General features: G+C 63.8%; 15 protein-coding genes and 7 pseudogenes. 7 read left to right on the plus strand and 15 right to left on the minus strand.

Annotated elements, in window-relative coordinates; genetic code table 11:
- Positions 1-15 precede the first annotated feature (15 nt).
- From ACHMW6_RS01830 to ACHMW6_RS01845, 4 genes and pseudogenes are all read left to right on the plus strand, one after another.
- Positions 16-312, plus strand: a complete 297-nt coding sequence (locus ACHMW6_RS01830) for a hypothetical protein (protein ID WP_395405064.1) — start codon at positions 16-18, stop codon at positions 310-312.
- Positions 297-529, plus strand: a pseudogene (locus tag ACHMW6_RS01835) (AIR synthase related protein); the annotation flags it as partial. The gene ACHMW6_RS01830 and the pseudogene ACHMW6_RS01835, both read left to right, overlap by 16 nt.
- A gap of 9 nt (positions 530-538) precedes the next feature.
- Positions 539-886 carry an AIR synthase-related protein gene (locus ACHMW6_RS01840; RefSeq protein ID WP_395408503.1) on the plus strand — a complete coding sequence of 116 codons (348 nt, stop codon included), beginning with the start codon at positions 539-541 and terminating at the stop codon, positions 884-886.
- Complete coding sequence (locus ACHMW6_RS01845; protein WP_395405066.1) at positions 783-1,235, plus strand: AIR synthase-related protein; 453 nt, start codon at positions 783-785, stop codon at positions 1,233-1,235. The genes ACHMW6_RS01840 and ACHMW6_RS01845 overlap by 104 nt, the downstream gene beginning before the upstream one ends.
- Here the strand turns inward: ACHMW6_RS01845 and ACHMW6_RS01850 are convergent.
- The 15 genes and pseudogenes from ACHMW6_RS01850 to ACHMW6_RS01920 form a co-directional block, all read right to left on the minus strand.
- Positions 1,225-2,443, minus strand: a pseudogene (locus ACHMW6_RS01850) (6-phosphofructokinase). The gene ACHMW6_RS01845 and the pseudogene ACHMW6_RS01850 sit on opposite strands and share 11 nt — an antisense overlap.
- 41 nt (positions 2,444-2,484) lie before the next feature.
- Positions 2,485-2,757 (minus strand): alpha/beta hydrolase family protein, encoded by a 273-nt coding sequence (locus ACHMW6_RS01855; protein WP_395405068.1) that lies wholly within the window; start codon positions 2,755-2,757, stop codon positions 2,485-2,487.
- A 220-nt stretch (positions 2,758-2,977) separates the two neighbouring features.
- A pseudogene (locus ACHMW6_RS01860) lies at positions 2,978-3,394 on the minus strand (hypothetical protein); the annotation flags it as partial.
- 171 nt (positions 3,395-3,565) lie between these two features.
- Complete coding sequence (locus ACHMW6_RS01865; protein WP_395405070.1) at positions 3,566-3,766, minus strand: hypothetical protein; 201 nt, start codon at positions 3,764-3,766, stop codon at positions 3,566-3,568.
- Between the two features lie 70 nt (positions 3,767-3,836).
- A complete protein-coding gene (locus ACHMW6_RS01870) occupies positions 3,837-3,974 on the minus strand; it encodes a hypothetical protein (RefSeq protein ID WP_395405072.1) in 138 nt (45 codons plus the stop codon).
- A 7-nt stretch (positions 3,975-3,981) separates the two neighbouring features.
- The gene (locus ACHMW6_RS01875; protein ID WP_395405074.1) at positions 3,982-4,455 is read right to left on the minus strand and encodes a hypothetical protein; all 474 of its coding nucleotides are present in this window, start codon (positions 4,453-4,455) and stop codon (positions 3,982-3,984) included.
- Between the two features lie 29 nt (positions 4,456-4,484).
- Positions 4,485-4,721, minus strand: a complete 237-nt coding sequence (locus ACHMW6_RS01880) for a hypothetical protein (RefSeq protein ID WP_395408504.1) — start codon at positions 4,719-4,721, stop codon at positions 4,485-4,487.
- A 70-nt stretch (positions 4,722-4,791) separates the two neighbouring features.
- Positions 4,792-4,968, minus strand: coding sequence for a hypothetical protein (locus tag ACHMW6_RS01885; RefSeq protein WP_395405076.1), 177 nt, complete (start codon positions 4,966-4,968; stop codon positions 4,792-4,794).
- A complete protein-coding gene (locus ACHMW6_RS01890) occupies positions 4,968-5,564 on the minus strand; it encodes an alpha/beta hydrolase family protein (RefSeq protein WP_395405078.1) in 597 nt (198 codons plus the stop codon). Before ACHMW6_RS01890 ends, ACHMW6_RS01885 begins: the two co-directional genes overlap by 1 nt.
- A gap of 75 nt (positions 5,565-5,639) precedes the next feature.
- Positions 5,640-6,098: a hypothetical protein gene (locus ACHMW6_RS01895; protein WP_395405080.1), complete on the minus strand. Its 459-nt coding sequence runs from the start codon at positions 6,096-6,098 to the stop codon at positions 5,640-5,642.
- A gap of 466 nt (positions 6,099-6,564) precedes the next feature.
- Positions 6,565-8,619, minus strand: a pseudogene (locus tag ACHMW6_RS01900) (sodium:solute symporter family protein).
- A complete protein-coding gene (locus ACHMW6_RS01905; protein WP_395408505.1) occupies positions 8,616-9,803 on the minus strand; it encodes a sodium/substrate symporter small subunit in 1,188 nt (395 codons plus the stop codon). The pseudogene ACHMW6_RS01900 and the gene ACHMW6_RS01905 overlap by 4 nt, the downstream one beginning before the upstream one ends.
- Positions 9,800-10,138 carry a sensor histidine kinase N-terminal domain-containing protein gene (locus ACHMW6_RS01910; protein WP_395408506.1) on the minus strand — a complete coding sequence of 113 codons (339 nt, stop codon included), beginning with the start codon at positions 10,136-10,138 and terminating at the stop codon, positions 9,800-9,802. The genes ACHMW6_RS01905 and ACHMW6_RS01910 overlap by 4 nt, the downstream gene beginning before the upstream one ends.
- Positions 10,047-10,277: pseudogene (locus tag ACHMW6_RS01915) on the minus strand (sensor histidine kinase N-terminal domain-containing protein); the annotation flags it as partial. The pseudogene ACHMW6_RS01915 and the gene ACHMW6_RS01910, both read right to left, overlap by 92 nt.
- Before the next feature lie 86 nt (positions 10,278-10,363).
- Positions 10,364-11,056 (minus strand): response regulator, encoded by a 693-nt coding sequence (locus tag ACHMW6_RS01920; RefSeq protein WP_395405082.1) that lies wholly within the window; start codon positions 11,054-11,056, stop codon positions 10,364-10,366.
- A 163-nt stretch (positions 11,057-11,219) separates the two neighbouring features.
- Here ACHMW6_RS01920 and recA point away from each other — a divergent pair.
- The 3 genes and pseudogenes from recA to ACHMW6_RS01935 all read left to right on the plus strand — a co-directional run bounded on the left by recA (position 11,220) and on the right by ACHMW6_RS01935 (position 13,587).
- Positions 11,220-12,279: pseudogene (gene recA, locus ACHMW6_RS01925) on the plus strand (recombinase RecA).
- Positions 12,280-12,428: 149 nt separating this feature from the next.
- A pseudogene (gene recX, locus ACHMW6_RS01930) lies at positions 12,429-12,886 on the plus strand (recombination regulator RecX).
- A 137-nt stretch (positions 12,887-13,023) separates the two neighbouring features.
- Entirely contained in the window at positions 13,024-13,587 is a 564-nt protein-coding gene (locus ACHMW6_RS01935) for a DUF2889 domain-containing protein (RefSeq protein ID WP_395405084.1), read from the plus strand.
- The last annotated feature ends 2 nt before the right edge of the window (positions 13,588-13,589 follow it).

The following is a 13,589-nucleotide window of genomic DNA, read 5'->3' on the forward strand; positions in this document are numbered from 1 at the left end:
GATAAAATAGCGGACTTGCCGGATTTTGCCCCCATTTCGGCGCAGAATCGGGTCACCGCCTTCTATTTTACCGCCTCCGCTGCGAAATACACCATGAGCCAACCTTCGAATGTTTCCCTTTCCTACCGTGACGCAGGCGTTGATATCGATGCCGGCGATGCCTTAGTTGAAGCGATCAAGCCGTTCGCCAAGCGCACGATGCGCGAAGGCGTCATGGGCGGCATCGGCGGCTTCGGCGCGCTGTTCGAGATCAGCAAGAGTACAAGGAGCCTGTGCTGGTGTCCGGCACCGATGGTGTGGGTACCAAGCTGAAACTGGCTTTCGAACTGAATCGTCACGACACCGTGGGCATCGACCTGGTGGCCATGAGCGTGAACGACATCCTGGTACAGGGCGCCGAGCCGCTGTCTTCCTCGACTACTTCGCCTGCGGCAAGCTGGACGTGCCGACTGCGACCGACGTGATCAAGGGCATCGCCAAAGGCTGCGAACAGGCTGGCTGCGCACTGATCGGCGGCGAGACCGCTGAAATGCCGTCGATGTACCCGGCTGGCGAATACGACCTGGCAGGTTTCGCTGTCGGCGCCGTGGAAAAGTCGAAGCTGATCGACGGCACCAAGATCGTTCCCGGCGACGTGGTGCTGGGCCTGGCATCGTCCGGCGCGCACTCCAATGGCTATTCCCTGGTGCGCAAGATCATCGAAGTGGCGAAGCCGGACCTGAACGCCGACTTCCATGGCCGCAAGCTGGCGGACGTGATCATGGAACCGACCCCGCATCTACGTGAAGCCGCTGCTGGCGCTGATGGAGTCGATGGAAGTGAAGGGCCTGGTGCACATCACCGGCGGCGGCCTGGTCGAAAACATCCCGCGTGTGCTGGCCGATAACCTGACCGCGGAACTCGATTCGAAGTCGTGGACCATGCCCCCGCTGTTCCAGTGGCTGCAGCAGCACGGCGGCGTGGCCGACGCTGAAATGCACCGCGTGTTCAACTGCGGCATCGGCATGACCGTGATCGTCTCCGCCGCCAACGCGGACGCAGCGGTCGCCCAGCTGACCGCTGCCGGCGGAAACCGTTTCCCGCATCGGCGTGATCCGCGCCCGCGCCGAAGGCGAGAATCAGACCATCGTCAAGTAATTCAGCACCCAAGGCGTGAACCAAGTGGCTGCCACGATGTGGCAGCCACTAGTTTTTTGTCCTGGGTTTTAGGAAGCCTGCGGCGCTTCAGCGCTTGAGGATCCTGGGCACGGCTGGGGCGCGCAAGCGGTGCGAATCCGGTAGGCCGGAACCGAGGAGGGGGCGCAGATAGTCGAGGAAGGCGGGGGTGACGCCGGTGCCGGCGGCGTTGATGAAGGCCTCCTCCATCGTGCGGGTCTTGCCGGCCACGGTTTCCAGCGGCTGCAGGACGTAGTCAACCGAATAGTCGCCGGTGCGGCGGATGGCGACCGAGCCGTCGCGGTCCGTCCACATGGCGTATTGCACCGCCTTCTCGCCCACTTCGCGCGCCTCGCGCTGGTCCACGTCGGACACGCAGCCGAGGAAGGAGCGCTGCAGGTAGCCGAAGGTATCGCCGCGCACGCGCTTGATCCCCAGCTTGGCCTTGATCTCGTCGCACAGCAGGTCAGCCAGCGCGCCCGTGCCGGACAACTGCACATTGCCATGCGCATCGCGTTCCACTTCCTTCGCCAGCAGCGAAGCGATCGCCTCGCCGGACGCATCATGGATGCCTTCGGAAACAGCGATCACGCAGCGTCCCAATCGCGAGTGCACCTCCTTCACGTCGGCCAGGAACTGCTCCAGCGAGAACACGCGCTCCGGCAGGTAGATCAGGTGCGGGCCATCGTCCGGAAACTTGCGGCCCAGGGCCGCGGCGGCGGTCAGGAAGCCCGCGTGGCGGCCCATCGACCACGCCCACATAAACACCCGGCAGCGAAGCATTATCCAGGTTCGGCCCCGGCAAAGGCCTGCGCCACAAAGCGCGCGGCGGACGGGAAGCCCGGCGTGTGGTCATTGCCCACCAGGTCATTGTCGATGGTCTTGGGGATATGGACGGCGCGCAGCGGATAGCCGGGCCGCGCGTGCCTGTTCGGCCACGATGCGCACCGTGTCCGATGAATCGTTGCCTCCGATGTAGAAGAAGTGGCCGAGTCTCGTGCGCCTCAGCACCTTGAAGATCTCTTCGCAATACTTCAGGTCCGGCTTGTCGCGCGTGGAGCCGAGCGCGGAGGAGGGCGTGGCCGCGAACCAGTTTCCAGGTTATGGCTGGTTTCCTGCGTCAGGTCGAGGAAGTCTTCATTGACGATGCCGCGCACGCCGTGCAGCGCGCCGTAGACCCGCGTCACCTCGCGGAAGCGCCGCGCTCAAGCGCCACGCCGACCAGCGACTGGTTGATCACGGCGGTCAGGACCGCCCCCTGTGCGACCAGAATTTTGCCCGACGACATACGCAGCCTCCAGAAAAGAAGTTGGTTGACGAGCCGTCAGCTTACTCTGTTTTTGCACCGCTGCCGATATTGCGGTCGAGGAAGCGCTCGACGCGGGTCCAGAAGTCGACGCGGTTTTCCTGCAGCGCCCAGCCGTGGCCCTCGCGGTCGTAGGTGATCCACTCGACCTGGCTGTTATGCCTGCGTACCGCGTCGAGGAACAGCTTGCCGTGATACAGGGGCACGCGCTGGTCCTCGGTGCCATAGGCCATCAGCAGCGGCTGGCGAATGCGGTCGGCCAGATGGATGGGCGAGGTCGCGCAACTGCGCCGCATCGCGCGTTGTGTCGCCGACCAGCTCCGGGATCCCGTCCTGGCGCCAGCGGTCGCCCAGGTCGTCGTTATAACTCCAGTGACCATTCGGCCATCAGGCCGATATCGGTCACGCCCACCCATTCCACGCCGCAGCGGTACAGCGCGGGCTCGCGCACGAGTCCATCAAGGTAGCGTAGCCGCCATAGCTGGCGCCCGCGATGCAGATGCGCTTCGGATCGGCGATGCCCTGGGCGATGGCCCAGCGTGTGCAGTCGGTGACATCGTCCTGCATCGCCAGGCCCAGTGCTTTCCAGCCGGCGCGGAAGTGGCGCACGCCATAGCCGGTGCTGCCACGAATTCCGGCTCCATCACCGCATAGCCGTGCGAGGCGAGGAACTGGGCGTCCGCATTCCACTTCCATTCGCCGCCGCGTACCCAGGGGCCGCCGTGCAGCAGGACGACCAGCGGCAGGTTCTTGCGCTTGCTGTCCTTCGGATGCGTGATCCGGCCGAATTTCCAGCCCGTCGCGCGCCTTGTAGCGGACAAACGTTTTGCTGGCCATGCGCAACGGTCGATGGCGGGCCATGCACTGCCCACCTGCACCAGCTTTTGCGTGTCCATGTTGTGATCGGCCAGCGGCCCGGATCGACATCGGCATACGAATGCACCAGCACCCAGGCCGTCTGCGGGTAGCGCGCCGGCGTCAGCTCGTTGATGCGGCCTGGCAGCAGCTTGTCCACGGCTTCCTGCGCCGCTTTCAACTGGCCGTCGAACCATGCCCGTGCCGCGCGCATCGGACAGGTAGCTGATGCCGGCCAGCTTCCGCGGCTCACCACCAGGCCGCCGCGGAAGTCGGAAGCCTTCCCAGTGCGACCAGCGGCGCTTTGGCCAGCTGCGCGTTTCGCGATGTCGTACTGATAGAGGGCTTCCTTGTCATGCCGGCGCGGCACCGCACGTACAGCGTGCCGTCCGGCGCGAATCCTTCGGGAGCGATGGCGCCTTTTTCGTTGAACAGGCCGAAGCTGTGCAAGGCGCGCCATTCGTCGCTGGACTTGTCGAGGTAATGGAGGATGGCGCGATCCTTGTCCGCACGCTCAGGGTCAGGCGCGGTTCGCCGTTCTGGTCCACCACCAGGACAGGACGGAAGCCGGACCCTTGATGGCGCTCACACGACCGGTGACCGTGTCCACCTTCTTCAGCGCCAGGTGCTGCAGGTTGCGGAAGCCGGCATCCCACACGGCGGAACTACATAGACTTGGTCCGAATCCTGCTTGCCGGGCTGGCGCAGCAGGAAGTGGTTCCGGTCAGGTGCTGCTTGTTCGTACGGTGGAAGCCGTCGACGGGGTCGCGCGTGTCGGCCAGCTGCAGGAAATTGCTGCCATCGCGGTTGATGGCGAAGAGGCCCGGCGCGTACTGGTCGTCGGCCCAGGTTTCTTTTGCATCGTAGGTGTTGAAGACCAGGCGCTGGTCGTTGACCCACTCGAAGTAGTCGATGTCGGCATCCTGGAACTGGGCGATGACCTTGATGGCCAGCGTGTCCAGCTCCATCACGGCCAGGCGCCGGCGCTCGCCCTTGCTGGCCACGCGCGCCGCCAGGTATTTGCCGCTGGGCGAAAGGCGCGCTTCGCTGAATTGTCCGTTTTCGAAGAAGGCGGAAGCGGGGAATCGGTGCGAGGTCCGCAGCTCTGGCGGGAGCGGCCGGGCGATAGGACTGCGCACAACAGGGTCAGTGTTTTCATGCGCTTACCTTACGTGAAGGAGCGGTGTCTGGCCTTGCGCTGGAGCAAGGCCAACCATTTACTGTGGGGCGCCCTTGCCGATATTCCTGTCCAGGAATTTCTCGACGCGGGTCCAGAAATCAGATGCGGTTTTTCGCCAGCACCCCAGCCGTGGCCTTCCTCCGAATACTCGACCCATTCCACGTCCTTGTTGGTGACCTTGACGGCGTCGCGGAATTTCGTGCCGTGCACCAGGGGCACGCGCATGTCCGCGCCGCCGTAGGCCAGCAACGGCGGCTGTTGATGCGCGCGGCCTGTTCCAGCGGCGAGGTGGCTTTCAGCTGCGCCGCGTCCTTTCCAGGTCGCCGATCAGGTCCGGCATGCCGTACTTCTTCCAGCGTTCCGGCAGGTCGTCGGAATACAGCCAGTGGCCGGTGTAGAGCAGCTTGATGTCGGTGACGCCCACCCAGTCGACGCCGCATTTGTACAGGTCCGGATCGTTGACAAGGCCCATCAGCGTTGATAGCCGCCGTAGCTGGCGCCTGCGATGCAGACGCGTTTCGGATCCGCGTAACCCTTCTCGATGGCCCATTTGACGCCATCGGCGGCATCGTCCTCATCTTCAGGCCCCACTGCTTCCAGCCGGCGCGGAAGTGGTGATCGCCAAAGCCGGTGCTGCCGCAGAATTCCGGCTGCAGCACCACGTAGCCGCGCGAAGCGAGGAACTGCACTTCCGGATCCCAGCCCCACTGGCTGCCGCGCACATAGGGGCCGCCGTGGACCAGCACCACCATCGGCAGGTTCTTGCGCGCGCCCTGCACGGGGATGGTCAGCATCGCCGGAATCTCCAGGCCGTCGCGTGCCTTGTAGCGCACTTCCTCCTGCATGCCCATTTGCGTAGGCTTGATGTTCGGGTAGCTGGCGCCGACGCGGTTCAGCGTCTTCTTCTCCGTGTTGTACAGGAAGTAGACGCGCGGCTGGATATCCGAATAGGCCTGCACCAGGACGTTGCTGGTTTCCTGGCGCGTAGGCAGATCGATCAGGTTCACGGTGTGGGGCAGCAGCTTGTCCACGTCCTCCTGCATCTGCTTCATGGCGGGATCGAACCACAAGGTGCCGGCGCCGTCGCGCACATAGCGCACGCCCAGCAGCTTGTCGCCGCGCATGATCAGGTTGCCGCGGAAGTCATAGCCATCGAGCTGGATCAGGGCCTGGTCGCTGACCTTGCCGCTGGCGAAGTCGAAGGTGTGCACGGCCGCGCGGTCCTTGGCCCTTGTTGCTGATCACGTACAGCGTGCCTTCCGGACCGAAGGCCAGCGGCGTGAAGGCTTCGGCGCCGCCGCGGTACATGTCGAAGCTGACCAGCTTGCGCCACTTTTCATTGTCCGCCTCGCGCAGGAAGATGTTCTGCATATTCTTCTCGAATGTGTAGGCCAGCCGCGGCTCACCCTTGTTATCGAGCAGCCAGCCCATCGTGTCGCCCGGCTGGCTGACGGACTGCGTGCGCCCGTTCAGCGTGTTCAGCTTCAGCATCTTCACTTCGCGCACGTCGCCGGGGCCGGCGATCGAGCGGTCCGTCACATACGTCCATTCCGAATCCTGGGTGCCGCGCTGCGGCACCATATAGGTGTGCCACGGCAGCATCTTCAGGCGCCATGCCGTCGCGGATGAAGGCGCCGGTGCGCTCGGCCAGCTGGCGGAACTGCGTGCCGTCCTTGTTGACGGCGAACAGGCCGGGCGCATAGCGCACATCGGCCTGGCCGGCGGACTTGTCGCGCAGGTCGAACAGCAGGCGGTTATCGTTCACCCACTGCACATGGCCCACATCGGCGGCGGTGAAGCCGGCCACGGCCTGGGCTTTGTTGACGGTAAGGTCCACCACGGCCAGCATGTCGCGGCCATTGTCCTTGCTGGCGATCTTCGCTGCCAGGAATTTGCCGCTCGGGAGAGAATCGGCTCGCTGAATTCGGGGTTCCTGAAGAAGTCTTCAATGGGCTGGAGCTGGGCGAAAACGGGCGATGCGGCTGCGAACAGGGCGGTGAACAGAAGAAGGGATTTTTTCATTCTCGAACATTATCACGCGGGCATGCGTGCGGAAATCCGCGGATTGTCACATTTTCGCGGGCGGCAAGCCCGGCGTGCGGATGTGGCGCAGCAGGGCCAGGCTTTGCTCGTCCGGTGCAGGCGTCAGCAGGCTGACGACGGCGTTCGCCAGCAAGCCGGCGGGCACGCCGAACACGCCGGCCGATATGGGCGCGATGCCGAACCACAGGCCGGCCTGGCTGCCGCCGAGAGTGGGGTTCGCGTGCAGCATGTAGTAAAGGCAGATGAAAAAGCCCGTGATCATGCCGGCCACGGCGCCCTGGCGGTTGGCGCGCTCCCAGAACACGCCCAGCACCAGGGCCGGGAATAGCGTGGACGCGGCCAGCGAGAAGGCGGCGCCGACCAGGGAGATGATGTCGCCCGGCTTGGTGGAGGCGGCGTAGGCGGCGATGAAGGCGACGGCCAGCAGCAGCAGCTTGGAGATCGTTACGCGCTTCTGGGTGGAGGCGGTGGGGTCGACCAGCTTGTAGTAGACGTCGTGCGACAGGGCGTTGGAGATCGCCAGCAGCAGTCCGTTCCGCCGTGGACAGCGCCGCCGCCAGGCCACCTGCCGCCACCAGGCCCGAAATCACATAAGGCAGGCCGGCGATTTCCGGCGTGGCCAGCACCAGCACGTCGGAGTCGATGACGATTTCGGCCAGCTGCACCACGCCGTCGTGGTTGATGTCGCTGATGCTGAGCAGGGGATTGGCCTTGTCCACATTGGCCCAGTAGGACACCCAGGTCGGCAGGCGCGAGAAGTCGCTGCCCACGAGGGCGCTGTAGATATCGTATTTGACCAGCACCGCCAGCGCGGGAATCGACAGGTAGACCAGCAGGATGAAGAACAGGGTCCAGAACACGGAGACGCGCGTCTCATGCACCGAAGGCGTGGTGTAGGAGCGCATCAGGATGTGGGCAGTGCGGCCGTGCCGACCATCAGGCAGAACACCAGGGCCAGGAAGTTGAGGCGCTTGCTGTTGGACTCGGCGGCCGTCTTGCCGGGGAAGGGTTCGGCGTGCGGCACCATTGCGCGGGCGCGCGCCAGGTTGTAGTCGCGCTCTGCGGCCCATAGCGACGCCGCTTCTTCCACGCTCTTCGGATAGGCAGCCAGCGCGCGCTCGGCGGCGCGGATTTCCAGCAGCGAGCCGCTGCGCCGTTTGACCATGTCCAGGTAATGCTGCGCTTCCTGGCGGCCGGATTCCCAGGACGCCGGCAGGCCATTCAGGCGCACCCCATAATCCTCCGCGCGCTGGACGAAGATGGCGCGCACCTCGAGTTCCGCATCGTCATGCGCCAGCACGTTTTCGCGCGCCGTCAGCTGGGGCAGCAGCTTGCCGTAGGCGATCTGCGGCAGCGGATTGCCGCTGTGCTTGACCGACAGCCACATGGCCGGGATCAGGAAAGCGGTCAGGATGATGATGTACTGCGCCACCTGGGTCCAGGTGATGGCGCGCATGCCGCCGAGGAAGGAGCAGACCAGGATGCTGGCCAGGCCGAGGAAGATGCCGACCGAGAAGTCCACGCCCGTGAAGCGCGCCGTGATCAGGCCGACGGCGTAGATCTGCGCCACCACATAGGTGAAGGACACGATGATGGTCGCCGCCACCGCCAGCAGCCGCACGACGCGCCCGTAACGGTCGCCGCCATAGCGGGCGGACAGGAAATCGGGGATGGTGAACTGGCCGAACTTGCGCAGGTAGGGCGCGATCAGCAGCGCGACCAGGCAGTAGCCGCCGGTCCAGCCCATGATATAGGCCAGGCCATCGAAGCCGTGCAGGTAAAGGCCGCCGGCCAGGGAGATGAAGCTGGCCGCCGAGATCCAGTCGGCGGCGGTCGCCATGCCATTGAACATGGCCGGAACGCGCCTGCCGGCCACATAATATTCGAGCACATTCGAGGTGCGCGAGATGACGCCGATGGCCGCATACAGGGCGATGGTGGCGAACATGAACAGGTAGCCGATCCACAGGCGCGGCATGCCTTCCTTTTCCAGCACGGCCACCGCGATCAGGAAGGAGGCGAAGCAGGACGTGAAGATCAGGTAGTAGCGCGACAGGCGGCGGAAGAAGCTGGGTTTCAAGACTCGGCCTCCGCTGCATAGTCACGGTCGGCGCGGCGCATGTACAGGCCATAGGCGGCGATGATGGCCAGGTAGGCCAGCGAGGCGCCCTGCGCCGCCAGGTAGAAATTCAGCGGCCAGCCGAAGATGAACAGGCCATCCAGGTCGCGCGCGAAAAACACGATGCTGAAGGTGAGCAGGCCCCACAGCGAGAGCAGGATGCCCGTCACGCGGCGCGTGCGGCGCCAGTAGCGTTCACGTTTATCCAAAGTGCGGTACCTCTTCGTTTTCTGGTGGTTCCGGCGCGCGCAGGGGAAGGTCAGGCGGAACAGGCAGCCGGGGTATTTGGGATCGTGGCAGCGCGGATTGGCGAACAGGTCCAGCTCCGCGCCGTGCTGCTGGGCGATCTCGCGCACGATGGCGAGACCGAGACCGCTGCCCTCGGCATTGCTGCCCAGGATGCGGTAGAAGCGTTCGAACACGTGGACGCGCTCGGCGGGCGGGATGCCGGGGCCATTGTCTTCCACTTCGAGGATGCCGTGGTCGCCGGCGCGCCGCACGCGCACGGTCACGGCGCCGCCGCGCGGCGTGTAGCGCAAGGCATTGTCGATCAGGTTGGACAGCATCTCGCGCAGCATCAGCGGCTTGCCGTCAATCGGCACTTCCTCGACCGGCGGCTCGAAGCCCAGGTCGATCTTGTAATTGAAGGAGGCCTGCACCCAGTCCTGCACCGTGCTGCGCGCCAGTTCGCCCAGTTCGATGGGGACGAAGGCGGCGCCGGCCTGCGGCTGGTTCTCGGCGCGGGCCAGGGCCAGCAGCTGGTTCACGAGGCGCGTGGCCGCTTCGGAACTTTTCGCCAGCTGTTCCAGCGAGCGGTCGATTTCGCCCTGGTCGGTCTGGCGCAGCGCCAGTTCGGACTGCATGCGCATGCCGGCCAGCGGGGTTTTCATCTGGTGGGCCGCGTCCGCGATGAAGCGCTTCTGCATGTCGATGGAAAGCTTGAGGCGCTCCAGCATCTCGTTCAGCGAGCGAACCAGCGGCGTGATTTCTTCCGGCACCTGGTTGGGCGGGATGGGACTCAGGTCATCCTCGGGACGGGCGCGGATGCGCTCCTGCAGCTCGGCCAGCGGCAGCAGCCCGCGCGACAGGGCAAACCACACCAGGGCCAGCACGATGGGCAGGATGATGAACTGGGGCAGGATCACGCCCTTGATGATTTCATTGGCCAGCTGGCGCGCTTTTCCAGCGTTTCCGCCACCTGCACCAGGGCCAGGCGCGGGTCTTTGGACTTGTCCTGCTCCAGGTTCACATAGGAATAGGCGATGCGGATCGGCGCCCCGTGCAGGTTCTCGTTGCGGAAGTCGACGGCGCCGGCGCGGAAGCTGTCCCGGATCGGGCGGGGTTTGCGGCTGCGGCAGGTCGCGGTCGCCGTCCACGTAATTGCCCTGGGGGCCGATGATCTGGTAGTAGACGCTGTCCACATCGTCGGCGCGCAGGATGTCGCGCGCGGGGCCGCCCAGGCGCTCGGCCAGCTTGCCATCCACCTCGCGCACCTGCTGCGCCAGCACGGTGACATTGTCTTCCAGCGCGTGGTCGAAGGGCTGGTTGGCGATGGACTTGGCGACCAGGTAGGTGATCGCAATACTCATGGGCCACAGCAGCAGCAGGGGGGCGAGCATCCAGTCCAGGATCTCGCCGAACAGGGAGTGCTGGATTTCCTGGGCTTCGGCGGCGGGCGCCTCCTGCCATGTAGCCTGTTCTTCGCTCACTTGCTTTCAGCGCTGCTGGCGCTGGAAAACTTCTCCAGGCAGTAGCCCAGGCCGCGCACAGTGGCGATGCGTACGCCGCCCACCTCGATCTTCTTGCGCAGCCGGTGCACATACACTTCGATGGCGTTGTTGCTCACTTCCTCGCCCCATTCGCACAAGTGGTCCACCAGCTGCTCCTTGGACACCAGGCGCCCGGTGCGCGCCAGCAGGATTTCCAGCAGCCCCAGTTCGCGCGCCGAGAGGTCCAGCATCTGGTCGTTGATATAGGCGCTGCGGCCCACCTGGTCGTAGGTCAGCGGGCCATGCTTGATCACGGTGGAGCCGCCGCCCTGGCCGCGCCGGGTCAGGGCGCGCACCCGCGCTTCCAGTTCGGACAGGGCAAAGGGCTTGGCCATGTAATCGTCCGCCCCCAGGTCCAGGCCGTTGACGCGCTGTTCGACCGAGTCGGCAGCGGTCAGGATCAGCACCGGCAGCAGGGAGCCGCGCGTGCGCAGGCGGCGCAGCACTTCGAGGCCGGACATCTCGGGCAGGCCCAGGTCCAGTATCAGCAGGTCGAATTCCTGGGTGGACAGGGCAGTGTCGGCCTCCTGCCCGTTTTTTACGCAATCAATCGCATAACCGGACTGGCGCAGGGAACGCGTCAGGCCGTCGGCAAGGACGCTGTCATCTTCGGCAAGTAAAATACGCATATCGGTAATGTAGCCATTTTTTGATATCTATCAAAGTTAAATGCAAGGCAAATGCAAGTTATGAAAACAGTGCTTGTCAAAAGCACTGTTTTTTTTACACAGTGCTGCCTGTAGCGACCAATTCACCTGCGCGAAAGAACATCATGGACGATAAAAAGCTGTAATACCCGCATCGGAAAAAGCCAAGGCGCTGGCCGCCGCGCTGGCTCAGATTGAAAAGCAGTTCGGCAAAGGCTCCGTGATGCGCATGGACGCGTCGGCTCCGATCGAGGAAGTGCAGACCGTCTCCACCGGCTCCCTGGGCCTGGACATCGCTCTGGGCGTAGGCGGCCTGCCGCGCGGCCGCGTGGTTGAAATCTACGGTCCGGAATCGTCCCGGCAAGACCACCCTGACCCTGCAGGCCATCGCCGAAATGCAGAAGCTGGGCGGAACCTGCGCCTTCATCGACGCGGAACACGCTCTGGATGTGACCTACGCGCAGAAGCTGGGCGTGAACCTGCACGAGCTGCTGATCTCCCAGCCGGACACCGGCGAACAGGCCCTGGAAATCTGCGATGCGCTGGTGCGCTCCGGTTCCGTCGACCTGATCGTGGTGGACTCGGTCGCGGCGCTGACCCCGAAAGCCGAAATCGAAGGCGATATGGGCGATTCGCTGCCAGGCCTGCAGGCCCGCCTGATGTCCCAGGCACTGCGCAAGCTGACCGGCACCATCAACCGCACCAACACCCTGGTGATCTTCATTAACCAGATCCGCATGAAGATCGGCGTGATGTTCGGCAGCCCGGAAACCACCACCGGCGGTAATGCACTGAAGTTCTACGCCTCCGTGCGCCTGGACATCCGCCGCACCGGCTCCATCAAGTCCGGCGACGAGGTGATCGGCAACGAGACCAAGGTGAAAGTCGTCAAGAACAAGATCGCGCCTCCATTCAAGGAAGCCCACTTCGACATCCTGTATGGCGAAGGCACTTCCCGCGAAGGTGAAATCATCGACCTGGGCGTGGAAGCCAAGATCGTTGAGAAGTCCGGCTCCTGGTACAGCTACGGCGGCGAACGCATCGGCCAGGGCAAGGACAACGCCCGCCTGTTCCTGAAGGAGCGCCCAGCGCTGTCGCGTGAGATCGAGAACAAGGTTCGTGCCGCCCTCGGCGTGCGCGAATTGCCGGCGGTGAACGACAACGGCGAAGAAGCGCCGGCCCCGAAGTTGAAGGCCGTCGAGTAATCACACACGGCGGATCAAAACGATCCGCCCTACGCATTGCGATTTGCAAACGGTGATGCAAACGCCGACAAATATCCGGCATTGCGTCAAATCCAAAATGCGAACATCCAACATCGCGTAGGGCGGATCGTTGATCCGCCGTCTCTGCTATGCCCCGCCCTCAACTCTCCCTCAAGGCCCGTGCGCTGCGGTTGCTGTCCCAGCGCGAGCACAGCCGCCTCGAACTGACGCGCAAGCTCTCAAAATACGCCGAAGAAGGCGACGACCTGAATCCCTGCTCAACTTCCTCGAGCAAAACAAATGGCTGTCCGAAGAGCGCTTCTCGGAAAACCTGGTGCACCGCCGCGCGGCGCGCTATGGCAACAGCCGCATTGTGGCCGAGTTGCAAAGCCACGGCATCGACGGCGAATTGCTGTCCGATGTGAAGGCCAGCCTGAAGGAAGATGAAATCGAGCGCTGCTGCGAAGTGTGGCGCCGCAAATTCGGCGAAGTCGCCACCGACCCCGAAGGCCGCAACAAACAAATGCGTTTCCTGCTCGCGCGCGGCTTCTCCCAGAAAGCCATCCGCGCCGCCATGAAGGGCACTATGCCGGACGAGGACTTTTGAAGCCATTAGGGCTACTCATCCCGGTTGTGCTACACTTTTGCAGTTTTATGCAGCACCGCGGGTGCGGTGGTTGTCCGTAGAAGCTGCGGCGTACATTAGCTGCTTATTAATTTGGCCACAAAAGTGGCATCGGTCTTATGTCCCTGTCAAATCCAGTCTCCCGACGTGTGCTGAGGCATACGCGCGCCATAGACGTCCAAGCGTTTGCGCGCGAAGATGGCCTATGGGATCTTGACGCTCATATAACTGACATCAAATCCATTGATACCATGCTCGCATCGGGACCGCGCAAAAGCGGCGAACCGGTGCACGATCTCTGGCTGCGTATCACTGTCGATAAGCAGCTCACGATCGTCGATGTCGAAGCTGTCTCGGACGCTGTTCCCTATCCCGGCCACTGCAATACCATCGGCCCCGCCTACAAATCCCTTATCGGTCTTAGCCTGATGAAGGGTTTCCGCAACGAAGTGAAGCAACGCCTTGGTGGCGTCCTGGGCTGCACGCATCTGACCGAACTGGCCCAGATCCTGCCCACCGCCGCCATCCAGGCATTCGCGAACGACGTCTGGCCGGTGCGTGAACGCTCCGAGCATCATGAAAAGCCGTTCCAACTCGACAAGTGCCATGCCCTGAAGACCGATGGCATGGCAGTTGCCGAGTTTTACCCACGCTGGTTTGCCCAAAAGGTAGACGCGGCTTAGGT

Origin of the sequence: Pseudoduganella sp. UC29_106, from assembly GCF_044055365.1 — a bacterium.
In the GTDB taxonomy this organism is placed as follows: domain Bacteria; phylum Pseudomonadota; class Gammaproteobacteria; order Burkholderiales; family Burkholderiaceae_D; genus Rugamonas.